Here is a 22,866-nt window from a genome sequence, read left to right on the forward strand (position 1 = left end):
TCGCAGGCCATGACAACGGGGGCGCGGGGAAACCCGCGCCGCTGTGTCCGCAATCGGGGAGACACCAGATGACCAATGTCGTAAAACTCAATATCGCATCGCAACGGCAGACACAGAAAGAGCGTGATGTCGCGCTGATGCAGTGTTTCGCCTCGCACCGCCGGACCGGGGATGATGTGTTCTGGCTCAAGGAGAATGCAGAGCTTCTCAACATTCTTGAGTGTTCGGGGCGCAAGCTGGCGGATGCGGACCTTGCGGCCTATCGCGGGTTTTATGGCCAGGTCGAGAAACGGCTTCAGTTCTTTCCACAGTATTACCGCTTCCTCCTGTCCATTTGCCTTGATCTTGAAGATCTGGGGATGGAGGGCTGGAAGGGCGAGGTTCTGGCGAATTGGGTTTCGGATCAAGGGTTTGCCCGGTCGGAACTTTCAGATCTTCAACGTATGGAAGCGCGTCGCCTGATGATGCGCCGGGGTGTTGATCCGCTGGCGGATGATCGGGGACTGGAAGATCGGGTACGGGCCTTCATTTCCCGTTCGGGCACCTTTTCGATGCCCAACAAGAAAGCGGCTTATGAGCTGACCCATGCAGTGTTTTACCTGTCGGAATACGGGCGCAAAGACCCCTGTCTGAACAGCGAAACGCGGACCTCGCTTGAGTTCACGGGGCTTTTGGCCTTTCTGGAACAGAATGCCGACCTTTTGGCCGAAGTCTGTATCGCGCTGCGCTTTGGCGGGTTCGACGTTCCCGAGGTTTGGGAGGCCTGGCTGGTGCGCCATACCCATCTGTTCGGGGTGGAGGGCGGCGACCATATCGGCGTTCAGGATGACTATCACGAGTTTCTTGTCTGCAACTGGATGATGCAGGCCTGCGGGCATCGCAGTTTCATTAAGCCGATGCTGGGAGAGCGCATGGCGTTTCGGCGGGCGCAGTCGAATGCCGGTCCGCTGCGTGAATTGTCGGAATGCATGTTCAAGATGGACCAGCGTTCGGACGACTGGCAGGCGATGCGGCCTGTTGTTCTCGACCATCTGTCGGAAGACGCGCAGGCGGTGGTGTCCTGGGCGGAACATTCCTCGGACCAGTTCGACGCCTTTTTCCAGGGGTTCGCGCGGGCGGGGCAAGCAATGGGGAGGATGCAATGACCGGATTGGGACGCACGACACTTCTGGGCACGGCGTTGGTCGTGCTTTACACGCTGGCGATTTCCTCGGCAGATGCTATCACGAAGTTCGTCGCGCAAGGCTATGCTGCGCCACAACTTTTTGCCTTTTCGGGGGCGGTTGTTGTGGCAATGTCGTGGATCGGGGCGAGGATGAAACGCGAGGGCCAGAGCCTGCGCACCACGTGCCCGAGGGCGATGGCGCTGCGGGCGGCTTTGACGGTGGTCGGATCGGTCGCCTTTTTCTATGCTTTCAAGCTTTTGCCCTTTGCCGAGGTGTTTGTTTTCATCGGCATGATGCCGATTTTCGCAGGGTTGTTTTCCGCGCCGGTTCTGGGAGAGCACGTGCGGCCGCTGGCATGGGGCGCCTTGGCGGCCGGGTTTGTTGGGGTCTTGTGCCTGTTCCCGGGCGGGTTGGCCTCGGTGTCGCTTGGCCATCTGGTGGCGCTGTTTGCCTGTGTGACCGGAACGCTTTCGATGGTGCTGGCGCGCTATATCGGCAAACACGAAAGCAATTCCCTGGCGCAGGTGTTTTATCCAAACCTTGCCCTGTTCCTTGCCATGGCGATGGCATTGCCCTTTGTTTACAAGCCGATGCCCATGTCCGATCTGGCCTGGGTGGGGGCCTATGCGGGGTTCCTGTTTGCGGCGCGTTGGCTTTCGGTGATCGCGCTACGCCTGTTGGCGGCCTATGCGGTGACGCCCCTGATGAACCTGCAATTCGTGTGGATGGTGGTTCTGGGTGCGGTGTTTTTTGGCGAGGTTCCGGCGGCCAATATCTATCTTGGGGTGGCGATCGTGATCGCGTCAGGCGTGTTCCTTGTCTACGATCAGATGCAGCCGGAAGGCACGCCTTACCCGTGGGTCACGCGCCTTGGCACCCGGTTTCCCATCCTCAAGTTCGTGGTGAAGACCGTCGACTAACGGTTTGTGATTACATTGAAAAGCTGGTTCCGCATCCGCAGGAGCTTGTGGCGTTCGGATTGTTGATGACAAACCGGGCGCCAATCAGTTCTTCGGTGAAATCGATCACCGCGTCGGTCAGGAACGGCAGCGAGACCGCGTCGATCAGCACCGCTTCGCCATTGCCCTTGAGAACGAGGTCATCATCGTTCGGGGTGTCGAGCTTGATCTCGTACTGGAAGCCGGAACAGCCGCCACCTTCCACGGCGACGCGCAGGGCCTGGCCCTGATCGGAGGCCCCGATCTCGGCAAGACGTTCGAAGGCACGGTCGGTCACTTTCGGCGGTAGCTGCATTTTGTCACTCCTGACAATGGGTTCGCGCGGGTTGCGGCATTCTGAAACGCCTCTAAGGTGCAATATATAGAAATGAGGACGACAGGCCACAAGGACCAAACCCATGCGTGCCGCATATGCATCTGATCCTGCCACCGCCCGGGGACGGCGGGTGCCGGAAGAGGAAAGTTCGTTTCGCTCGTGTTTCCAGAGGGATCGTGACCGCATTATCCATGCCAGCGCGTTTCGCCGCCTGAAGCACAAGACGCAGGTTTTTGTTGAGCATGAGGGTGACAACTTTCGCACCCGGCTGACGCATTCCATCGAGGTGGCGCAGGTGGCGCGGACAATTGCCGGGGCGCTGGGGCTGAATCCGGAGCTGACCGAGGCGGTGGCCCTAGCGCATGATCTTGGGCACACGCCTTTCGGACATACCGGTGAGGACGCGCTGAACCTGTTGATGGCGCCTTATGGCGGGTTCGATCACAATGCGCAGGCGATCCGGATCGTGACGGCGCTTGAGAAACACTATGCGGAGTTTGACGGGCTGAACCTGACCTGGGAAAGCCTTGAAGGGATTGCGAAACATAATGGTCCGGTTTTGGGGGAGTTGCCCTATGCCCTGGCCGATTACAACGCGATCCATGATCTTGAGCTGCACACCTATGCCAGTGCCGAGGCGCAGGTGGCGGCTTTGGCGGATGATGTGGCCTATAACAATCACGACCTGCATGACGGGTTGCGCGCGGGGCTGTTCACGGAAGAAGAGATTGCGGCGCTGCCGATTGTCGGAGAGGCCTATGTGGAGGTCGACAAGACCTATCCGGGGCTTGAGCCGATCCGGCGGCGACACGAGGCCTTGCGGCGGGTTTTCGGTGTCATGGTGGCGGATGTGATCGACACCTCGCGGGCGCTGTTGGAAGAGAGCGGGGCCCAATCGGTTGCCGATATCCGCGCCAATGGCGCGCCGGTTGTGCAGTTCTCAAAACCGCTTTGGTCGGATCTGAAACAAATTCGCGAATTCCTCTTCACCCGCATGTATCGTGCGCCGTCTGTTGTGAAGATGCGCAAGGAGGTGACGGAGGTGGTGAAGGATCTGTTCCCGACCTACCTGAATGACCCGAGCCTTCTGCCGGCGCGGTGGCACGCCGAGATCGCAGCGGCGGAGGATGAGACCACGCTGGCGCGGATCGTGGCGGATTACCTTGCGGGGATGACCGATCGCTTTGCGTTGCAGGAACATGCGCGGCTGATCGGTTGACCTGAGAGTTTGGAGTGGTAAACCCGCCTGCAAATCAAAAGGACAGGTCCGATGAACCTCTTTACGGAAATGCGCGCGCTTGTAATCGCGTCGCTTGAACAGATGCAGGCCGAGGGCGCGCTGCCCGAGGGGCTTGATTTCACCAATGTTGCGGTGGAGCCGCCGCGTGATGCGCTGCATGGCGACATGGCGACCAACGCCGCGATGGTGCTGGCCAAGCCGGCCAAGATGAAACCGCGCGACATTGCCGAGGTGCTGGCGGGCAAGCTGGCGGCGGATGCGCGTGTGACAAGCGCCGAAGTTGCGGGGCCGGGCTTTTTGAACATGCGTCTTGCGGCTTCGCTCTGGCAGGGGGTCGTGAAAGCCGCGTTGGATGCGGGCAGCGATTTTGGCCGCTCGTCGATGGGGCAGGGCAAGAGCGTGAACGTGGAATACGTGTCGGCCAACCCGACCGGTCCGCTGCACGTGGGTCACACCCGTGGCGCGGTTTTTGGCGATGCGCTGGCGAGCCTGCTTGATTTCGTCGGTTTCGACGTGACCCGCGAGTACTACATCAACGACGGTGGCGCGCAGGTCGATGTTTTGGCGCGCTCTGTATACCTGCGGTATCTTGAGGCGCATGGTCAGGACGTGGCGTTCGAGGACGGCACCTATCCGGGTGAGTACCTGATCGAAGTTGGTGAGGCGCTGAAGGCCAAGGTGGGCGATGCCTATGTTGGCAAGGGCGAAGATGTCTGGCTGGCAGAGATCCGCGAGTTCGCGACCGCCGCGATGATGGACCTGATCCGCGATGACCTGAAGGCGCTTGGCGTCGAGATGGACAAGTTCTATTCCGAGAAATCGCTTTATGGCACAGGCCGCATCGAGGCCGCGCTTGAGGCGCTGGAGAACAAGGGCCTGATCTATGAAGGCGTGCTTGAGCCGCCGAAGGGCAAGAAGCCGGAAGACTGGGAGCCGCGCGAGCAGACCCTGTTCAAATCAACCGAACATGGCGATGACGTGGACCGCCCGGTGAAGAAGTCGGACGGCGCATGGACCTATTTCGCGCCGGATATCGCCTATCACTATGACAAGGTGACCCGTGGCTATGATGCGCTGATCGACGTGTTCGGCGCGGACCATGGCGGCTATGTCAAACGTATGAAGGCGGCGGTTTCGGCGCTGTCCGACGGCAAGACGCCGCTGGATATCAAACTGACCCAGCTGGTGAAGCTCTGGAAGAACGGCGAGCCGTTCAAGATGTCGAAACGCGCGGGCAATTTCGTGACGCTGCGCGATGTGGTGGATCAGGTTGGTCCTGGCGTAACCCGTTTCGTGATGCTGACCCGCAAGAACGACGCGCCGCTGGACTTTGATTTCGACAAGGTTCTGGAAAGCTCCAAGGACAACCCGGTGTTCTATGTGCAATATGCGCATTCGCGGGTGTGTTCGGTGATCCGCAAGGCCGAAGAGGCCGGCATCACCGCTGATGACGCAACCCTGTCGGCGGCCGACCTTGGCAAGCTGGACAGCGAGGCCGAGATCAACGTGGCCAAGAAGATTGCCGAGTGGCCGCGTCTTGTCGAGATCGCGGGTCGTACCAACGAGCCGCATCGCGTTGCCTTCTATCTCTATGAATTGGCAAGCGAATTGCACAGCCACTACAAGAAGGGTGATGACGATCACAGCCTGCGTTTCGTGCAGGAGGGCGATCCGGCCACATCTCAGGCGAAAATCGCGCTGGCACGTGCCGTGGCCATTGTTATTTCTGCCGGTCTTGGTATTCTTGGCGTAACTCCTGCGCAGGAGATGCGGTAAAAAACAGCACGTCGCGCGGGGTTGAGGCAAAGGCAAGATGACCCCGGCGACAACGTATCGCCGCGGCAGCGAGGCGATACATGGCTGAGATTCCGATGGGCGGGCAGGCAATGCCCGCTACAGAACCAAAGTCTATTGGAACACTTGTGAACTGGGCCGGAGCGGCAGTGTCGCTTGGTCTGGTTGTTGGTGCGTGCGTCTGGGGCTACCAGCTCATGGTGCGCGATGTCAGCGGCGTGCCGGTGGTGCGGGCGGTCGAAGGGCCGATGCGCGTGCAGCCGGATGACCCCGGTGGCAGCCAGGCCGCGCATCAGGGGCTGTCGGTGAACACGGTTGCCGCCGAAGGGACCGCGGGGGCGCCTGCGGACCGTCTTGTGCTGGCGCCGCCGCCGATCAAGCTTGCCGAGGAAGACGCGGTTGTGACGCAGGTGAGCCTGCCGGGCACTGCTGCGGCTCCGACACGGAATGCGAACACGTCCACGCAGGCCGACATTGTCGCGCCGCCGCCGATCACGATTGGCGAGGACAGTGATATCGATGTGCTGGCCGAACAGATTGCCGCCAATGTGGCCCCGCTGAGCGCGCCGGAGCCTGCGCCGCTCAAGGAGACCAAGGTCGAGAAAACCACGCCTGTGGTGAAAGGCGGGCTGGGGCGGTCGCTACGCCCGCAGTTGCGCCCTGCTGATCTTGCGAATTCGGTCAAGGTGGCCTCGGCCACGCCGGTGGCCCCGCCGAGCATCAAGGATGTGGCCAGCGATGCCGTGCCTGCGGGCACGCGGATGGTACAGCTGGGGGCCTATGCCAGTTCGGATATTGCCAAGAAGGAATGGGACAAGCTGAGCGCGAAGTTCGGGGACTATCTTGGCGACAAGACGCGGGTGATCCAGAAAGCCACCAGCGGCGGGCGCGTGTTCTATCGTCTGCGGGCGATGGGCTTTGCGGATGTGAGTGATGCGCGTCGCCTGTGTTCCGCGCTGAAGGCCGAGAATGCGGATTGTATCCCGGTGACCTCGCGGTGAGCCGGTTCGGAGCGACGATCCTTGGCTGCGACGGCCTGCGCCTGAGCGGTGAGGAAAAGGCCTTTTTTCGCGATGTGCGCCCGTTTGGGTTCATACTCTTTGCCCGCAATATCGAGAGTGCCGATCAGGTGCGCGCGCTTTGCGACGAGTTGCGCGCCTGTGTCGGGTATGATGCGCCGATCCTGATTGATCAGGAAGGCGGGCGGGTGCAGCGGTTGCGCGCCCCCCTGGCTACCGAATGGACGCCGCCGCTTGAGTTTGTCGAGGCCGCGGGGGAGGCCGCCGTGCGGGCGATGTACCTTCGCTACCGGATCACGGCGCATGAATTGATGGCGGTGGGCGTGGATGCGAATTGCGCGCCGCTGGTGGATGTGGCCTGCGCTGAAACGCATCCGTTTCTGAAAAACCGCTGTTATGGTATGACGGCCGAGACCGTGGCCGCGCTTGGACGTGCGGTGGCGGATGGGATGGCCGATGGTGGGGTGTATTCGGTGCTGAAGCACATCCCGGGCCATGGTCGTGCGCAATCTGACAGCCATTTGGACCTGCCGCGCGTGAATGCGCCGGCGGAAGACCTGTTGCAGGATTTTGCGCCGTTCAAAGCCCTGAATGACCTACCGATGGGGATGACCGCCCATATCGTTTACGAGGCGCTGGATGATGCGCCGGCGACCACATCGCCCAAGGTGATGGGAATGATCCGCGCAGACATCGGCTTTGACGGGCTGATCATGACCGATGACATCTCGATGAAGGCGCTTTCGGGGCCTTTGGCAGACCGTGCGCGCCAGTCGATCGCGGCGGGCTGTGATGTGATCCTGCATTGCAACGGCGATCTTGGCGAAATGCGCGAGGTGGCCGAGGCTGCCGGGGACATGACCGGGGCTGCCGAACGACGGGCAGAGGCGGTGCTGAAGGCGCGGCCCATGCCTCAAACTGTTGACATTGCGGCGCTCACTGCCGAACTTGAAGCCCTGGTGTCAGGGCGAGAGAATGGCTGAGGAAACAGGGACCCTAAATTTTGGCGATGCGGTGGCGGCGCGGCTTGCGGCCGAGGCGCTGATCGTGGATGTCGACGGGTTCGAGGGGCCGCTTGACCTTTTGCTGACCCTGTCGCGTACCCAGAAGGTGGACCTGCGCAAGATTTCCATTCTTGAACTGGCAAAGCAGTATCTGGCCTTTGTGGAAAAGGCCAAGGAACTGCGGATCGAACTGGCGGCGGATTACCTCGTGATGGCCGCCTGGCTGGCGTTCCTGAAATCGCGCCTGTTGTTGCCACCCGACCCCACGGAAGAGGGGCCGACGGGCGAAGAACTGGCGGCGCACCTTGCCTTTCAGCTTGAGCGTTTGCAGGCGATGCGGGATGCGGCGGCCAAGTTGATGGCGCGGGACCGTCGGGGCCGTGATTTCTTTGCCCGCGGCATTCCCGAGGATGTGACGCGCATCAAGCGGGTAACCTATACGGCGACCCTTTTGGACCTGATGCAGGGCTATGCCCGTATTCGCACCAAGGATGAATTCCGCCCCTTCGTGATGGACCGCGATTCCGTGTTCACCATGGAAGAGGCGCTTGACCGGATGCGGGGGCTGATCGGGTTTGCCGGACAGTGGACCGATATCCTGAGTTACCTGCCTGCCGGATGGGAGAACGACCCCAAGAAGCGGCGCTCGGCGACGGCGGCGACCTTTGCGGCCTCGTTGCAGCTGGCCAAGGAGGGGCAGGTGGATATCCGCCAGACAGAGAACTTCGCACCGATCCAGGTGCGACGGAAAGAGCAGAACGATGTCTGAAGAAATCGAAGAAAACCAGGTAGATGCTGAAGAGATCGCGGTAGAGGATCAGGAAGAGAGCCTGTTCGAAGCCCCGCCCATCGCTGAACAGGAGCGGATGTGCGAGGCGATCCTGTTTGCCAGCGCAGAGCCGGTGACGGTGAAGGAATTGAACGCGCGGATGCCGCATGGCTGTGACGCGGCCGAGGCGTTGGTGCATCTGCGCAAACGCTATGAAGGGCGTGGTGTGCGCGTGGTGCGGGTTGGCGATGCCTGGGCGATGCGCACGGCGCCGGATCTCGGGTTCCTGATGCAGAAGGAAATGGTCGAGACCCGCAAACTTAGCCGGGCCGCGATCGAGACGCTGGCCATCGTGGCCTATCACCAGCCGGTGACACGGGCCGAGATCGAGGAAATCCGGGGCGTGAGCGTGAGCCGGGGCACGGTGGATCAGTTGCTGGAGATGGAATGGATCCGGTTTGGCCGACGGCGCATGACGCCGGGGCGGCCCGTGACCTTTGTCGTGACGGCAGAGTTCCTGGATCATTTCGGCCTTGAGAGCGCGCGGGACCTGCCGGGGCTCAAGGAACTTCGGGCGGCTGGTCTGCTCGAGAACCGCCCGCCACCGGGCTCTATGCCATCGCTGACGCCGGAGGATGACGAGGAGGACGCAGAGGCGCGCGGACAGTCGGAAATGTTCGAGGAATAGGTGGATTTTCGCCGCAGTCTTACTTTTTCCACAATTATTAACTAGATTAGTTTGAAGTGACGAAATGAACGGAGGGCGTCATGAACGCAAACCGTATTATCAATATGATCCTGCGCATGTTCGTGCGCAAAGCCGTGAACCGGGGTGTGAACGCCGGGATCAACGCCATGTCGCGGTCTGACAGTGCGGGCCGTGCCACCCCGCAGGAGCAGCGTAAAGCGCAGAACCTTCAGTCTGGCGCGAAACAGGCCCGCAAGGCCGCGCGCATGATGCGGCGGATGAATAAGTTCTGATATCTCAGGGATTTGCCCCTTGGAGATGTGATCCTGAAACACTGGAATTGCCCGGCGATGATGCCGGGCTTTTTGTGTTCAGAGCGAGGGTTCCAGTGTTCGTTTGGCTTTCAGGCGGGCGATGAGGGCTTCGGATGCGCCGAGGACAGCCAGCCCTGCTGATGCGAGAATGCACAGCGTCAGGCCGTCCATTTCGTAGAGCGGGCGGAACAGGACCGTCGCGCCGAAAACGCTCAGGTACATGACACAGGAGTTCAGGCCCATCACCGCGCCCCGCTGGCCGGGATCAAGCATGCTCAGGCGGCTGACGGTGAGGTTGAGGCCAAGGTGTTGCAGAACGCCCCAGCCGAACATCAGCGCAATCAGGGCGGTGTAATCATGCGCCCAGCCCGACATCAGCGTGTAATAGGCCGCAAGGGCCGAGAAGACCGCGAGAAGGCCACGGCGCGGGCCGGCGCGGTCGAGCCAGGGATCAAACAGCATCGCCGCCCCAAAGCCGAGGCCATAGGAAAGAGTGAGCCAGCCAGCATCGCTGACGGGGCGTGACAGGTGTTCGGTGAGGTGTGCGCCGAGGTAGTTGTAGATGCCGTAGAAACCCGTTCCGAGGGCCGCGACCGAGAACAGCGCGGGCAGGATGCCGCGCACGCGCAGGCCGCTGATGGGCGAGGTTGGATTGGCGGCGGGGGTATGGGCCGGAAAGGTGGTGGCCCGCAGGACCGCGAAGATTGCCAGCAGACCAAGGGCAAGGGTTGCGAACACCGCCCGCCAGCCGAAGAAATCGGCGATATAGGCCGACAGGGTGACGCCGCCAACCATCGAGACCGTCCAGCCGGTGAGGACAAAGCCGATGGTGCGGGCTTCTTTGCCGGGCTCGGCGATGATTGCCGCCAGCGAGTAGATCGCGGGAAGGGCCATGCCGACGGCGATACCGGCGAGAGCCTGACCCGCGGTGAGGACAAGGAGGGTGGGGGCAAAGGTGCTGAGGCCAAGGCCGGCAAGCAGGAGCACCAGCGCCTGAACCAGTGCCTTGTGCGGGCCGATGCGGTCGGCGCGTGGTGCCAGCAGCAGCGCCGAGATGGCGACGCCCGCGCCGTAGAGGGCGGCAGCGGTCATGACATCGGCGGGGCCGGATGCGCCAAGGCCCAGTGCCACTTCGGCGGCAATGGGCGACAGGACGAGCGAGTTGGCCCCAATCAGACCTATGGAGAGCATCAGCAAGATAATCATCGGCGGTTCACTTGTGCGGCTGAATTGCGTTAGGTTGTAGAAGATACTGCAAAACAGAATTCAGGGAATGGGTCATGAGCTCTGGTCGACAAGAAACAGATAATCTTCGGTCAAACAGGGGCGGCGGGCGTCCGCTGGATGGGTTGGATCGAAAAATATTAGGCGCGCTGACCGAGGATGCGACGCGGTCTTATGCCGATCTTGGCCAGGAGGTGGGTTTGTCGGCCCCGGCGGTGCATGAACGGGTGAAACGGTTGCGGGCGCATGGTGTGATCAAGCGCACGAGCGCCGATCTGCACGGGCCGTCGCTGGGCAAGGATTTCCTTGCCTTCGTGCATGTCGAAGCGGCGGGCTGGGGCAAGACCGAAGGGGTGATCGAACTTGCCGAATTGCCCGAGGTGGAAGAGGTGCACGCGGTGACGGGGGATACCGGTCTGATCCTCAAGGTGCGGATGGACTGCCCGGAGGCTATGGAGGGCTTTCTTTGGCGGCTTTACGACATGCCGGGGGTGCGCAGCACGCGGACCTATGTCGTGCTGTCAACGCATCTTGAGCGCGGGGTGCAGGCGGGTATTACGCCGGAACTCTCGCAGGGGGATCACCTCAAGTAGGGGTTATACTGCTTTGAAATGTTTTGAGAGTTTCAGGCCCTGGCCCTGATAGTTCGAGGCGATTCCGGAGCCGTAAAGCTGTTCCGGGACGTCCGCCATCCGTTCGTAGACAAGCCGGCCGACCACCTGTCCGTGTTCCAGCACAAAGGGGGCTTCGTGGCAGCGCACTTCGAGCACACCGCGCGAGCCTGCGCCGCCTGCCGCGTCGTGGCCGAAGCCGGGGTCAAAAAAGCCTGCATAGTGGACGCGGAATTCGCCGACCATGGCCAGATAGGGCGCCATTTCGGCGGCATAGGCGGGCGGGATGTGAACCGCCTCGCGGCTGACGAGGATATAGAAGGCGCCGGGATCGAGGATGATCTTACCGTCGCTTGAACGTACCTCTTCCCAGTACTCCGCCGGATCGTAGTGGCCGATGTTATCAAGGTCGATGACACCGGTGTGGGGCTTGGCGCGGTAGCCGACAAGATCGCCGGATGCGGGTCGCAGATCGACCGAAAAGCCGAGGCCATCGTCGATCACGGCTTCGCCGTCCACAAGGGGGCTGCGGTCGTGCAGGACGCGCAGGTCTTGGTCGGTGAGGGCGCTTTGGCCCTGACGGAACCGAATCTGGTTCAGCCGCATTCCCGGGCGCACCAGCACCGAGAAGGAGCGGGGGCAGATCTCGGCGTAGAGCGGGCCGCTATAGCCGGGCTGGACGCGGTCGAACTCTGTGCCGCCATCGGTGATGGTACGGGTCAGCAGGTCGAGGCGGCCGGTCGAGCTTTTGGCGTTGGCCACGGCCTGAATGTCGCCCGGAAGGTCGAGGCTTTCCATCAGGGGCACGACATAAACGCATCCCTTTTCCAGAACGGCCCCGTCGGTGAGGTCAATCTGGTGCATTTCGAATTCCTGCAGGCGGTCGGCGACGGTACGGTCACCCCCTGCAAGGAAGGACGCACGGACGCGGTAGGCCACGGTGCCGAGACGCAGGTCAAGGCTGGCGGGTTGTACCTGACCGGGGAGGGGCGGTTGATCTGTCTTGATCTGGCCGGAGGAGAGCATCGTTTCGATGGTCTGGCTGGGCAATACACCGGTCATGAGGTCCTCCCTAAAGGCACAAAGCAGATACAAAAAACGCCCGGGCCAAAAGGCCACGGGCGGTTTTTGATGGTCGGGCTAGCAGGACTCGAACCTGCGACCTTCCGTCCCCCAGACGGACGCGCTACCAGGCTGCGCCATAGCCCGACGATGGGGTGTTCATAGCGATTTTGAGGGCGGGGGCAAGTCAAAAATCGCAACTTTTGTCAGTGGTTCGCGGATTGCGCGATCTGGCTGCGCAGAGCTTCGATCCGGGCCAGGAGCGCGGCCACATCTTCGCGGTTTTCCGGGGCAATGCCGGTTGTTCGGCAGAGGTCGGACAGGAGCGAGGGGCCGGGTTCGGTGCGCAGGTCGGCCTCATCGGCGGCAGCGACGGTTTCTTCGGGTTCTGAAGGCGAATCAATTTCCGGTTCAGAATCAGCAGGTTGTTCGGCTGTGTCCGCCTCGGGGGCGGGCGACTCGGGCTGATCTTCGACCACCGTGTCTTCCACAGGCGCGGGGGCCTCTTCGGGATCGACAGCCTCGAGTGTCAGCTCCGGTTGCGGATCATCCGCAGCGGGGGGCTCGGGGTCCTCCGTGCGCTGGAAGGCGAGAACCTGTGCCGTTTCCGGCTCTTCCGGGGTGTCGACGTGCACGATATCGGCGATGATTTCCTCGACGGGGTCCTGTTCCTCACCATCGACGGGCTGAGACAGGCTGGCGACGTATTTCACGCCCTTTTCGCGCAGCAGTTTCTGGGCCCCCTTGATGGTCATGCCATCGTCATGCAGCAGTTTCTTGATGCCCCCCAAAAGCATCATGTCGGACGGACGGTAATACCGCCGCCCGCCGGCACGTTTGACCGGTTTCACCTGGGTGAACTTGCTTTCCCAGAAGCGCAGGACATGCGCCTGGGTGTCGAGCCACTCAGCCACTTCGCTAATGGTGCGAAAGGCGTCGGGAGATTTGCTCATTGGGGTTGTTCCGTCTTAGCTTTTGTTCCCCGCCGCGACACGGTCTTTCATCAGGTGGGACGGGCGGAAGGTCAGAACGCGGCGCGGGTTGATCGGAACCTCTTCGCCGGTCTTGGGATTACGGCCCACGCGGGCTGCCTTGTCGCGGACACTGAAGGTGCCGAAAGACGAAATCTTGACCTGCTCGCCCCGTACCAGAGCATCCGACATATGTGTCAGAACGCTCTCGACCAGTTGGGCGGAATCGTTACGTGACAGACCGACTTCGTTGAAGACAGCTTCGCTCAGGTCCATCCGTGTGAGTGTTTTTTCGCTCATGTCTCTCCCCGCTTTTCCTTGGACAACTGTAGAGGCAAGGAATTTTACGAGTCAATATCAACCACTTGTCTGGGGCTGTTTATGTCGGGTTGAGAGGGGAGAATCGTGGAAACTGTGCCGTTACCAGCGCAGAACTACCGATCCCCAAGCCAGACCACCGCCAATTGCCTCGGTCACGAGAAGGTCGCCCTTCTTGATCTTGCCGTCGGTGACACCCACAGAAAGGGCCAATGGGATCGAGGCTGCAGAGGTATTTCCGTGGTCCTGAACCGTGACGATCACGCGATCCATCGGGACACCCATTTTCTTGGCGGTGCCCTGGATGATGCGGATATTGGCCTGATGCGGCACGATCCAATCGACCGCGTCATCGGTCAAGCCGACCTTGCCAAGGGCGGTTTGCGCGGTGGAGGTCAGTTTCTCGACAGCCTGGCGGAAGAGGGCGTTGCCCTGCATGCGCAGTTTGCCGGAATCTCCGGTCGTCGACACACCGCCATCGACATAGAGCATATCGCGGTAGCGACCGTCCGAGTTCAGGTCGGCGGCGAGGATGCCGCGATCTTCGTTGGTTCCGTTGCCGTCTTCGGCCTGAAGCACGAGCGCCCCGGCACCGTCGCCGAACAGAACGCATGTCGCGCGGTCCTGCCAGTCCATGATGCGGCTGAAGGTTTCTGCGCCGACCACAAGCACGGTCTTGCACTGGCCAGACAGGATCAGGGCATTGGCATTGGTCAGGGCATAGATGAACCCGGCGCAGACGGCCTGAACATCAAAGCCGAAGCCGCGCGTCATGCCTAGTTTCTGCTGCAACATGGTGGCGACAGAGGGAAACGTCAGGTCGGGTGTGGATGTGGCAACAACAACGCCATCGATGTCATCGGGTTGCAGGCCCGCGTTTTCCAGCGCGGCCTTGGCGGCCTCGTAGCCCAGATCCGAGGTGGTCTGGTCTTCGGCGGCGAAGCGGCGACGCTCGATTCCGGAACGGGAGCGAATCCACTCATCCGATGTATCGAGGAAGCTTTCGAACTCCGAATTAGGAACAATTCGTTCTGGCAAATAATGCCCAACGCCTTTGACGACGGCGCGTAGTGTCATGATGTTGTTCCGTTATTGTCCTGTGACGTTGCGGCATCTTGGGGCAGGCTCACGGCGGATGCAACCCTTGCCGCGAGTTTTTCCGAGAAGCCGGATTGGGACAATTTAAAGGCGAGTTTCACGGCTGCGGATACGCCTGTCGCGTCAGAGCTTCCGTGTGATTTCACGACGGTTCCGTTCAGCCCGAGAAAGACGCCGCCATTGACGCGGCGCGGGTCGATCCGCTTGTTCAGGCGTTGCAGTGAGGTATAGGCCAGAAGGGCAGCAAGGCGCGACAGGGGCGAGAACTTGAAGGCTTCGCGCAGGAGAGAGCCGATCAGGCTCGCCGTGCCTTCGCCTGTTTTCAACGCGATGTTGCCGGTAAAGCCATCGGTCACGATCACGTCGGCCACGTCACCGGGAATGTCGCCACCTTCGACAAAGCCCACGAATTCAAAGTTGGCCGTGTCGGCGTTCTCCGAAATCATGTCATGGGCGGCCTTGAGTTCGGCGCGTCCCTTGTGTTCCTCGGTGCCGACGTTCAGCAGGCCAATGCGGGGGCGTTTCAACTCCATGCCGTTGCGGGCATAGGAGGCGCCCATCAGCGCATATTGCAGCAGGTCATGTTCGTCGGCGCGGATGTCGGCACCTACATCGAGCATGATGTTGAAACCACTTGCCGATCGAGACGGCCACAGAACCGCAATGGCGGGGCGATTGATGCCGGGCAGTTTGCGAAGGCGCACCACCGACAGCATCATCAGGGCGCCGGTATTGCCGCAGGACACGCAGACATCGGCCTCGCCGTTGCGCACGGATTCGATGGCCGACCACATCGAGGTCGACTTGCCGTGGCGCATCACCTGGCTGGGCTTGTCCTCCATCGTCACCACGCCTTCGGCGTCGCGAATCTCAACCCGTCCGGCCAGCGGCTTTTTCTTGGCCACCAGCTTGGTCAGGGTGTCCTTCGGGCCGTGCAGGAGGAAGGCGATGTCGGGATTCTTCTTGGCAGAACGCGAAATGCCGGCAACAACTGCTGCCGGCCCTCGGTCGCCACCCATGGCGTCAACTGAGATGACGATGCGCCCTGCACCCGATTTCACGGTTTCGGTCTGAGCCGTCATGCGGGCGCAATCCCAGTTGGTTTATGCTGCGTCTTCGTCCAGATCGATGTCTTCGACCATCGCAACGACTTCACGGTCGTCGTAGTGGCCGCAGGACGCGCATACGTGGTGGGGGCGTTTCAGTTCGCCGCAGTTCGGGCATTCGTTCGGGTTGCCGGCAACCAGCGCGTCGTGAGCACGGCGGTTGTTGCGGCGCGATTTCGATACTTTATTCTGCTGGACAGCCATTGTCGCAACCTTCGATTTACTGGGGCGTCGTGCCCGATTTCCTGAGCGTCCCGAGCCAATACGCGACTTGCGTGACCGAGTCCAACTCTAAATTCCAATGAGCGCGCGAAAATACTGGGAAACTCGCATTTCGCAAGAGGTATTTTCACATCCGTCGCCGTATAGGCGGTTTGCCGGTATGGCGCAAGCGCAGCGTTCTGATTTCGTGTCAGTTTTCGCCCTGATCGCCGTCGCTGCCCGCGAGTTTGTCGCGCAGGGATGCCAGGCCCGCGAAGGGGCGGGTATCTTCATCGGTCATCGCTTTCTTGCCCGGCTCTGTAAAAACAGATTCGGAGATCTCGGCACCGTCGGCACGCGGGTAGAGCGGAAGGTTGAGGGCGAGGGCCTCTGCCAGAACCTGATCGACGTCGATGTGCGTGCCAAGGAGTTCGGCGTTTTCGTCCTCCGGCATCTCGACCTCTCCGTCAACTTCCTCGGGCAGTTCGATGGTCGAGACGAAGCGGCGCTGGATGTCGACCTCGATCCGCGTTGTCACCGGCGCAAGGGTAACCACGCAGGATTGAATGACGGTTGCGCCAAGACGCGCGTTCAATTGCCAGTCGGCCTTGCCAAAGCCGCTGATCTCACCTTTGAAACGCACTTTGCGCAGGTCCTTAAGATCGAGTTCGGCAGCAAGAGCTGCCAGCGTTTCCTTGTTCGGTATGATTTCGAACTTGGTCGGTTGGTTCTGCGGCAGGTCCGCGACACGAAAATTTGTGGTCTGAGGCGTCATTTCGCTCATGTTACGAGGTGCTTCCATTCTTGAACCAGAGGCGTTCATTCTGTAAGCGGGATAGAAGGCGTGCAAGGCCAACACAAGAGGGCAGTTATGACAGGACCGACCAAGGGCTTCAAATCGGCAGTTTTGGGCGTATGCCTTTTGGCAGCGACGGCCTGTACAACGCAATACCGCAATCATGGGTACGTGCCGACCTCGCAGGATCTCGAGGAAGTTGTTGTCGGGGTTGATACGCGCGACAGCGTAGCCGAAACCATTGGAACCCCATCTGCTTCGGGAGTTCTGGACGAAGGCGGGTACTACTACGTGCGTAGCCGTGTCCGCCATTATGGAGCGCGTAAACCCAAGGTTGTCGAGCGCCGTGTTGTTGCGGTGACCTTCGATCAACGAGGTGTCGTGAGAAATGTTGCCGAGTATTCCTTGGAAGACGGGCAGGTTGTTCCACTCTCGCGCCGCGTGACCGATGGTGGCGTTGAAGAGCGCGGTGTTCTGGCACAACTGCTGGCGAACATTGGCAACTTTGGTGGCTTCAACTCGAACTCCAACACGGATTTCTAAACCTTGTCACTAGGGTGTTACGCGGCTTTGCCTATATTGATGGGAACAACAGAGTTGCGAGGCATCCATGGTTGCATTGACGAAGGGGCGGTATGTCGCCCGTATCGCAGACACGGAACAAGACCTTCTGGCGGCACAACGCCTGAGGCAGTTGGCCTTTCTTGGTGATGAAGACGGGGCGCTGGATCAGGATGCGTTTGATCCGATTTGCACCCATGTGCTTGTCGAGGAACGTGCGAGCGGGCGACTGGTATGTTGTTTCCGCATTCTCCCTTTGGCGGGTGGGGCGGAAATCGACCGTAGCTATTCAGCGCAGTTCTACGAGTTGAGCGCCCTGCGCGACTTTGACGGGCCGATGGTCGAGATGGGCCGGTTCTGTATTCATCCCGACTGCAACGACCCGGACATCCTGCGCGTGGCTTGGGGGGCAATGACCGCCTATGTGGATGAAAACAATGTGGAAATGCTGTTTGGCTGTTCGTCTTTTGCGGGGACGGATGCCGAGCGGTATTTCGATGCTTTTGCCATGCTGCGCGATCGCCACCTGGCGCCGAAGCGCTGGTTGCCGCGTGTGAAGGCGCCGAACGTGTTCCGCTTTGCCGCGCGTTTGCGGCGCAAGCCCGACCTGAAGCTGGCCCAGATGCGGATGCCGCCCTTGCTGCGGACCTACCTGATGATGGGCGGCTGGGTGAGCGACCATGCGGTTGTGGATCGCCAGATGAATACACTGCATGTTTTCACCGGCCTCGAGATCAGGGCCATTCCCCCGGCACGCAAGCGTCTGTTGCGGGCAATCGGCGCCTGAGAGCGATGGGGTGTTGACCCTGTGAAGGCGGCGGTTTAGCCCGTCTTTCATGGCACGTGTACCTCTTCTGCAAATGAGCGATATCTCCCTGACCTTCGGTGGAGATCCTGTTTTCGACGACCTGAGCCTTGTGGTGCAGCCCGGTGATCGGGTGGCGCTTGTGGGGCGGAACGGGTCGGGCAAGTCGACCCTGATGAAAGTCATGGCGGGGCTGGTCGAATCCGACCGGGGCGACATTGTCGTGCCACCCGGTGTGCGGGTTGGCTACATGGAGCAAGACCCTGACATGGCGGGGTTTTCCACGCTGGGAGAGTTTGCCTCTTCAGGGCTGGAGCCGGGAGAACTCTACAAGGTGGAGCGGGCCAGTGAGGGGCTGAAGTTTGATCCGGATCGTCCCGTCGACACGGCTTCTGGCGGGGAACGGCGGCGTGCTGCGCTGGCCAAGCTGATGGCCGAAGCGCCGGAGTTGATGCTGCTGGACGAGCCGACCAACCACCTTGATATCGAGGCGATTGCCTGGCTGGAAAGCGAGCTGGCCTCGACGCGGGCGGCCTATGTGTTGATCTCGCACGACCGGGCCTTTCTGCGGGCGCTGACGCGGGCGACGCTGTGGATTGATCGGGGCATGGTGCGGCGGCAGGAAAAGGGCTTTGAAGGGTTCGAGGCCTGGCGCGACAAGATCTGGGAAGAGGAAGACATCGCGCGCCACAAGATGGATCGCAAGATCAAGGCCGAAGCGCGGTGGGCCGTGGAGGGCATCAGCGCGCGGCGCAAGCGCAACCAGGGCCGCGTGAGGGCGCTTCAGGATCTGCGGGCCGAGCGCGCGGCGATGATTAAGCGGCAGGGATCGGCGGCGATGGAGCTGCAATCCGGTCCGAAGTCGGGTAAAAAAGTGATTGATGCCAAGGGTTTGACCAAGGCCTTTGGTGACAAGGCCATTGTGTCGAACTTTTCGATCACGGTGCAGCGCGGGGATCGCGTGGCCTTTGTCGGGCCGAATGGGGTGGGCAAGACCACGGTCATCAAGATGCTGATGGATCAGGAACCTGCGGATGCGGGGAGTGTGACGCTTGGCACCAACCTGATCCCCGCGATCTTTGATCAGAGCCGGGCGCAGCTTGATCCGGAGATGAGCCTGTGGGACAGCCTGACCGGTGATCCCGAGATGCGTGTTTCGGGCAAGGCCGATCAGGTGATGGTGCGCGGCAATCCCAAGCATGTTGTTGGATACCTTAAAGAATTTCTGTTCGACGAGCGGCAGGCGCGGGCGCCGGTGCGGAGTTTGTCGGGGGGCGAGAAGGCGCGGTTGTTGCTGGCCAAGCTGATGGCGCGGGAAAGCAACATTCTGGTGCTGGACGAACCGACCAACGATCTCGACGTAGAAACGCTCGATCTGTTGCAGGAGTTGCTGGATGACTATGACGGCACCGTGCTGCTGGTCAGCCACGACCGCGATTTCCTTGATCGCGTGGCGACCACGACGGTGGCGATGGAAGGCAATGGAAAGGCGGTGGTCTATGCCGGTGGCTGGAGCGATTATCGCGCACAGCGCGGCGACAGTGATGCGCCGAAAAAGGAAGAAAAATCAAAGCCCAAGGCGGAGAAGGTAAAGCAGGAAAAGGCCGCGAAGACGGGCCTTAGCTTTACCGAGAAACACCGTCTTGAGGCGCTGCCGGGGGTGATGGAACGGCTGGAGGCGGAGATTGCCAAGCTGGAAGAGTTCCTGATGGATCCGGAACTGTTCACCAAGGAGCCGTTGAAGTTCCAGAAGGCCACGGATGCGCTTGTTGAACGACAGCAGGCGCTGGCGGAGGCCGAGGAAGATTGGCTGATTCTGGAAGAGAAGGCCGAGGCCGGTTAACGCCGGTTTCGGCTGTCAGTGCCACGTCGGTATTACGTCGGTATTGCGACGGTATGGATGGCTGAAAATCCGGGTGTTAAGGCCGCGTTCGATAGTTAACGCAGCGCGCGTGGGTTAACGGGTTTTCCCGCGGTGGCGGGGCGGATTTTTCGCGAAAAATCCAGGGTGGCAAAATCTTCGAGAAGATTTTCAGGGCAGCGAGATCTGCGGGCGATAACCTGCACGCAGCGCCTTCAGGGTTGGCGGTGGAGTGAGCAAGGTCACGCGGCCTTGTGGGCGTTTCTGGGGCGGTCCGTAGCCTTCGGGCGCAAAGGGCAGCTGCGCGTCCTGCCAGATCAGGGCAGGGCCGGTGGCGGTCAGGATGAAGGCGCCGTCGGGAAGGTCCTGCGCCTCTGCTGTGTGGCGGCGCTGTTCAAAGCGGCGCGGGATGGCGCGTGCGGCGTGCAGGTGGTGATCGAACAGCTTGATGCTGCCGCTGTGACCGGCGGCGTCGAGAAAGGCGCGATAGGCGGCACGGCGGCATTCACCGCAGGGACGGTGCCCCGCCGCCAGCGCCACGGCCTCGTCATGAAAAAACAGCTCGGTATAGCGGTTCGGGGTCATCAGGGTGCGCCGGCGGTTCTTGAATTCGGTCAGACAGCAGACCCAGGCCTTGTGCCGCCAGCGCGCGGTGGTCAGGCGGCGATGGTCATCATGCAGCACACCGCGATTGCCCATGAAGCCGCCACGGGCAGGGTGGGCGAGGAACTCTCCTGTGGGCTGGACACGGTTTTGCAGCGGCATGGGAAGAGTGTGGCGAGGATTGTGGGGTGGGGCAAGGGGCGCATGGAAGATTGCGGTGTGGCGTCAATCCTGGCACCCCGAAACGCCTGGTCTCGACTTAAACTGGTAGTATTCGCCTAAGTCCAGGTGCTTGAAGCTTTGTGTCTCTCGATCCCAGCTCAGTGTTTTTCTGTCTTTCTGACCGGCTGCCAGTGGACCGAGACCCTCTGGATAAGGAAAACTGCTTTGCTGATCTCGCGTCATGTAGCGCAGTAAGCTGTGAACCTTGACGTCTTCAACGTCCTGCTTGGCAGCGACGGTGCAAATCTCTTGCTTGTAGGTGTGATCGGCAGCAAACAACAGCGCGGCAAATGCGATGAGAACAGCCAGTGCCGACAGGAACACGGTCAAGATGGGAACCTTCGGTTTCCAGAAAACCAAAACGCCGAGTGTCGTCAACAGCATTGCCGAAACGGTCAAAGTGTGTGCGAAAAGAGCATAAGTGGCGATGTATGCGAACATGCCAAATCCGAACGTCACCGGGAAGAAGGCAGACCCCAGGACTGCGAGTAATGGATGTGTTGAGAACATACTCCATAGAAAAGCACCGAGTATTGTCCCGAGAAGGACGAATGCGACGGACCTGAGCACTGGGTTCGCTGAAATCTTTAGAGCGATCCCGATAAAGGCCCAGAACGCAATTGGCCAAAACATGAAGAAGAAGTTGATAACTATGGTCCTCTAATTCAAACGAGTGATGATTTTCGCATTATTTTAAACACTTAGAATTTGATTTTGACCATCGTAATAGAGTTTCTCAATGAATCAACACTCTGAATTCTGCCTTTAGTGGAGGGCTGCGTTGAGCGCAGAGAAGGCTTCAGTAAGCCCTAAGGGCGCGCTAATCGCGCGGGGCGCGAAGGGCAGAAGCTTTCTAGACCGCAGAGAGGCTCAAGCGTGTTGCTGCTCTTGGGGATGTGGCTAATTCACGGCATCGGGCAAGCGATGTACACCACCCTCAGCAGGACACCAGCAGGTGGGGCGGCCCCGTGACAGGGACGCCCTGTTGTCCCGGTCAGCCGAACAGCTGGAGGAACAGGATCGGCAGGCCGAACATGCCTGCCGCGATCAGCGTGACCGAGATACCTAGTCCTTTGAACATTTTGCGCGCTCCCTTGTACTGTTGCGTATGCACGGGCAGCTAGCGCGGGGGCGCGGGCCGGGGATGTGTCAGCTTGCCACAGGGGCGCCGTGATCCCCGGCCAATGCGGAGTTATTGCATCCGCAGGGCGCCGTCGATGCGGATGACTTCGCCGTTCATGTAGCCGCATTCGACGATGAACTGGGCGAGGCGGGCGTATTCGTTGGGGTTGCCGAGGCGTTTGGGGAAGGTCACGTCGGCGGCCAGCGTGTCCTGCACCTCTTGCGGCAGGCCCATGAGCATCGGGGTCAGGAAGATGCCCGGCGCGATGGCCATGACGCGGATGCCCAGCTTGGAGAGGTCGCGGGCCATTGGCAGCGAGAGGCCGACGATCCCGCCCTTGGAGGCGGCATAGGCGGCCTGGCCACGCTGGCCGTCCATCGCGGCGATCGAGGCGGTGTTGATGATCACGCCACGTGCGTTGTCATCGTCGGCGGCGTTCTCGGCCATGACCTCGGCGGCGAGGCGGGCGACGTTGAAGGAGCCCACGAGGTTGATGTCGATGGTCTTCTGGAACATGTCGAGCGGGTGCGGGCCTTTTTTGCCAACGGTGGTGGAGGCGGGGGCAATGCCGGCGCAGTTCACGGCGGCGTTGATGGTGCCCATGGCCTCGCGGGCGGCATTGATGCTGGCCTTGACCGAGTCTTCGTTGGTGACGTCGGTCTTGTGGAAGGTGCCGCCCAGTTCCGCGGCCACTTTTTCGCCGGCCTCTTCGTTGAGGTCGAACAGGGCAACCTTGGCGCCATTGGCGGCGAAGTGGCGGGCGGTGGCTTCGCCGAGGCCCGAGGCACCACCGGTGATCACGGCGCAGGTGTTTTCGATTTTCATGGGGCTTGCCTCCCGAAAGCTGTGATGGTCGTCATGAAATGAACGTGTGTTCAAATAGCCGGAAGCCGAGGGGTCTGTCCAGTGGGTAGAAACGCGGGGCGGGTGTGCGGGTGGCAGGGGCGCTGCCCCTCTTGCCCCGTTCGGGGCAATTCACCCCGGGGTACTTGGGCCAAGAAGAAAAAAGGGCCCGCTGTGGGGCCCTTGATACGT

25 protein-coding genes and 1 tRNA gene are annotated in these 22,866 nt (G+C 60.9%); 13 read left to right on the plus strand and 13 right to left on the minus strand.

The features are described from left to right. Positions 1-68 precede the first annotated feature (68 nt). Together ABWV42_RS13835 and ABWV42_RS13840 are read left to right on the plus strand one after the other, a co-directional pair. Positions 69-1,145, plus strand: coding sequence for a DUF6902 family protein (locus ABWV42_RS13835; protein WP_353340678.1), 1,077 nt, complete (start codon positions 69-71; stop codon positions 1,143-1,145). Continuing rightward, positions 1,142-2,086 carry a DMT family transporter gene (locus tag ABWV42_RS13840; protein WP_353340680.1) on the plus strand — a complete coding sequence of 315 codons (945 nt, stop codon included), beginning with the start codon at positions 1,142-1,144 and terminating at the stop codon, positions 2,084-2,086. The genes ABWV42_RS13835 and ABWV42_RS13840 overlap by 4 nt, the downstream gene beginning before the upstream one ends. Before the next feature lie 10 nt (positions 2,087-2,096). On the opposite strand, the gene ABWV42_RS13845 is transcribed toward ABWV42_RS13840, so the two are convergent. Then, on the minus strand, positions 2,097-2,420 hold the full coding sequence (locus ABWV42_RS13845) for a HesB/IscA family protein (protein ID WP_353340681.1): 324 nt from the start codon (positions 2,418-2,420) through the stop codon (positions 2,097-2,099). 103 nt (positions 2,421-2,523) lie between these two features. Between ABWV42_RS13845 and ABWV42_RS13850 the strand changes: the two genes are divergently transcribed. The 7 genes from ABWV42_RS13850 (at position 2,524) to ABWV42_RS13880 (ending at position 9,248) form a co-directional block, all read left to right on the plus strand. After that, positions 2,524-3,660, plus strand: coding sequence for a deoxyguanosinetriphosphate triphosphohydrolase (locus ABWV42_RS13850; protein ID WP_353340682.1), 1,137 nt, complete (start codon positions 2,524-2,526; stop codon positions 3,658-3,660). A 51-nt stretch (positions 3,661-3,711) separates the two neighbouring features. Further along, the gene (gene argS, locus ABWV42_RS13855; RefSeq protein ID WP_353340683.1) at positions 3,712-5,457 is read left to right on the plus strand and encodes an arginine--tRNA ligase; all 1,746 of its coding nucleotides are present in this window, start codon (positions 3,712-3,714) and stop codon (positions 5,455-5,457) included. Between the two features lie 80 nt (positions 5,458-5,537). Beyond that, positions 5,538-6,476, plus strand: coding sequence for an SPOR domain-containing protein (locus ABWV42_RS13860; protein WP_353340685.1), 939 nt, complete (start codon positions 5,538-5,540; stop codon positions 6,474-6,476). After that, a complete protein-coding gene (gene nagZ, locus ABWV42_RS13865) occupies positions 6,473-7,477 on the plus strand; it encodes a beta-N-acetylhexosaminidase (RefSeq protein WP_353340687.1) in 1,005 nt (334 codons plus the stop codon). Before ABWV42_RS13860 ends, nagZ begins: the two co-directional genes overlap by 4 nt. Next, the gene (locus ABWV42_RS13870; protein WP_353340689.1) at positions 7,470-8,267 is read left to right on the plus strand and encodes a segregation and condensation protein A; all 798 of its coding nucleotides are present in this window, start codon (positions 7,470-7,472) and stop codon (positions 8,265-8,267) included. The genes nagZ and ABWV42_RS13870 overlap by 8 nt, the downstream gene beginning before the upstream one ends. Further along, entirely contained in the window at positions 8,260-8,955 is a 696-nt protein-coding gene (scpB, locus tag ABWV42_RS13875; protein WP_353340690.1) for an SMC-Scp complex subunit ScpB, read from the plus strand. Before ABWV42_RS13870 ends, scpB begins: the two co-directional genes overlap by 8 nt. Before the next feature lie 80 nt (positions 8,956-9,035). Further along, positions 9,036-9,248 carry a hypothetical protein gene (locus ABWV42_RS13880; RefSeq protein WP_353340691.1) on the plus strand — a complete coding sequence of 71 codons (213 nt, stop codon included), beginning with the start codon at positions 9,036-9,038 and terminating at the stop codon, positions 9,246-9,248. A 78-nt stretch (positions 9,249-9,326) separates the two neighbouring features. Here ABWV42_RS13880 and ABWV42_RS13885 read toward each other — a convergent pair whose 3' ends face one another. Continuing rightward, positions 9,327-10,475: an MFS transporter gene (locus tag ABWV42_RS13885; protein WP_353340692.1), complete on the minus strand. Its 1,149-nt coding sequence runs from the start codon at positions 10,473-10,475 to the stop codon at positions 9,327-9,329. A gap of 74 nt (positions 10,476-10,549) precedes the next feature. Between ABWV42_RS13885 and ABWV42_RS13890 the strand changes: the two genes are divergently transcribed. Continuing rightward, a complete protein-coding gene (locus tag ABWV42_RS13890) occupies positions 10,550-11,086 on the plus strand; it encodes an Lrp/AsnC family transcriptional regulator (protein ID WP_255106250.1) in 537 nt (178 codons plus the stop codon). A gap of 3 nt (positions 11,087-11,089) precedes the next feature. Here ABWV42_RS13890 and ABWV42_RS13895 read toward each other — a convergent pair whose 3' ends face one another. The 8 genes from ABWV42_RS13895 to ABWV42_RS13930 all read right to left on the minus strand — a co-directional run bounded on the left by ABWV42_RS13895 (position 11,090) and on the right by ABWV42_RS13930 (position 16,644). Next, the gene (locus tag ABWV42_RS13895) at positions 11,090-12,166 is read right to left on the minus strand and encodes a 2'-deoxycytidine 5'-triphosphate deaminase (protein ID WP_353340693.1); all 1,077 of its coding nucleotides are present in this window, start codon (positions 12,164-12,166) and stop codon (positions 11,090-11,092) included. A gap of 70 nt (positions 12,167-12,236) precedes the next feature. Beyond that, positions 12,237-12,313: transfer RNA gene (locus ABWV42_RS13900), tRNA-Pro, on the minus strand. A 59-nt stretch (positions 12,314-12,372) separates the two neighbouring features. After that, positions 12,373-13,119, minus strand: a complete 747-nt coding sequence (locus ABWV42_RS13905; protein WP_353340695.1) for a MerR family transcriptional regulator — start codon at positions 13,117-13,119, stop codon at positions 12,373-12,375. A 15-nt stretch (positions 13,120-13,134) separates the two neighbouring features. Then, positions 13,135-13,437: an integration host factor subunit alpha gene (ihfA, locus tag ABWV42_RS13910; RefSeq protein WP_255106256.1), complete on the minus strand. Its 303-nt coding sequence runs from the start codon at positions 13,435-13,437 to the stop codon at positions 13,135-13,137. Positions 13,438-13,557: 120 nt separating this feature from the next. After that, a complete protein-coding gene (locus ABWV42_RS13915; protein WP_353340696.1) occupies positions 13,558-14,532 on the minus strand; it encodes a beta-ketoacyl-ACP synthase III in 975 nt (324 codons plus the stop codon). Beyond that, a complete protein-coding gene (plsX, locus tag ABWV42_RS13920) occupies positions 14,529-15,635 on the minus strand; it encodes a phosphate acyltransferase PlsX (protein ID WP_353340697.1) in 1,107 nt (368 codons plus the stop codon). The genes ABWV42_RS13915 and plsX overlap by 4 nt, the downstream gene beginning before the upstream one ends. Positions 15,636-15,656: 21 nt before the next feature. After that, complete coding sequence (rpmF, locus tag ABWV42_RS13925; protein ID WP_255106261.1) at positions 15,657-15,863, minus strand: 50S ribosomal protein L32; 207 nt, start codon at positions 15,861-15,863, stop codon at positions 15,657-15,659. 208 nt (positions 15,864-16,071) lie between these two features. After that, entirely contained in the window at positions 16,072-16,644 is a 573-nt protein-coding gene (locus ABWV42_RS13930) for a YceD family protein (RefSeq protein WP_353340698.1), read from the minus strand. An 87-nt stretch (positions 16,645-16,731) separates the two neighbouring features. Between ABWV42_RS13930 and ABWV42_RS13935 the strand changes: the two genes are divergently transcribed. The 3 genes from ABWV42_RS13935 to ABWV42_RS13945 all read left to right on the plus strand — a co-directional run bounded on the left by ABWV42_RS13935 (position 16,732) and on the right by ABWV42_RS13945 (position 19,865). After that, entirely contained in the window at positions 16,732-17,199 is a 468-nt protein-coding gene (locus tag ABWV42_RS13935; protein WP_353340699.1) for an outer membrane protein assembly factor BamE, read from the plus strand. 67 nt (positions 17,200-17,266) lie between these two features. Beyond that, positions 17,267-18,004: a GNAT family N-acetyltransferase gene (locus tag ABWV42_RS13940; protein WP_353340700.1), complete on the plus strand. Its 738-nt coding sequence runs from the start codon at positions 17,267-17,269 to the stop codon at positions 18,002-18,004. Between the two features lie 49 nt (positions 18,005-18,053). Next, complete coding sequence (locus ABWV42_RS13945) at positions 18,054-19,865, plus strand: ABC-F family ATP-binding cassette domain-containing protein (protein ID WP_353340701.1); 1,812 nt, start codon at positions 18,054-18,056, stop codon at positions 19,863-19,865. Between the two features lie 189 nt (positions 19,866-20,054). Here ABWV42_RS13945 and ABWV42_RS13950 read toward each other — a convergent pair whose 3' ends face one another. The 3 genes from ABWV42_RS13950 to ABWV42_RS13960 form a co-directional block, all read right to left on the minus strand. After that, on the minus strand, positions 20,055-20,648 hold the full coding sequence (locus ABWV42_RS13950; RefSeq protein WP_353340702.1) for a hypothetical protein: 594 nt from the start codon (positions 20,646-20,648) through the stop codon (positions 20,055-20,057). A gap of 63 nt (positions 20,649-20,711) precedes the next feature. Beyond that, positions 20,712-21,341, minus strand: a complete 630-nt coding sequence (locus ABWV42_RS13955; protein WP_353340703.1) for a hypothetical protein — start codon at positions 21,339-21,341, stop codon at positions 20,712-20,714. 559 nt (positions 21,342-21,900) lie between these two features. Then, complete coding sequence (locus ABWV42_RS13960; RefSeq protein ID WP_353340704.1) at positions 21,901-22,656, minus strand: 3-hydroxyacyl-CoA dehydrogenase; 756 nt, start codon at positions 22,654-22,656, stop codon at positions 21,901-21,903. Positions 22,657-22,866: the final 210 nt, after the last annotated feature.

This window comes from Pelagimonas sp. KU-00592-HH, assembly GCF_040369695.1.
In the GTDB taxonomy this organism is placed as follows: domain Bacteria; phylum Pseudomonadota; class Alphaproteobacteria; order Rhodobacterales; family Rhodobacteraceae; genus Shimia.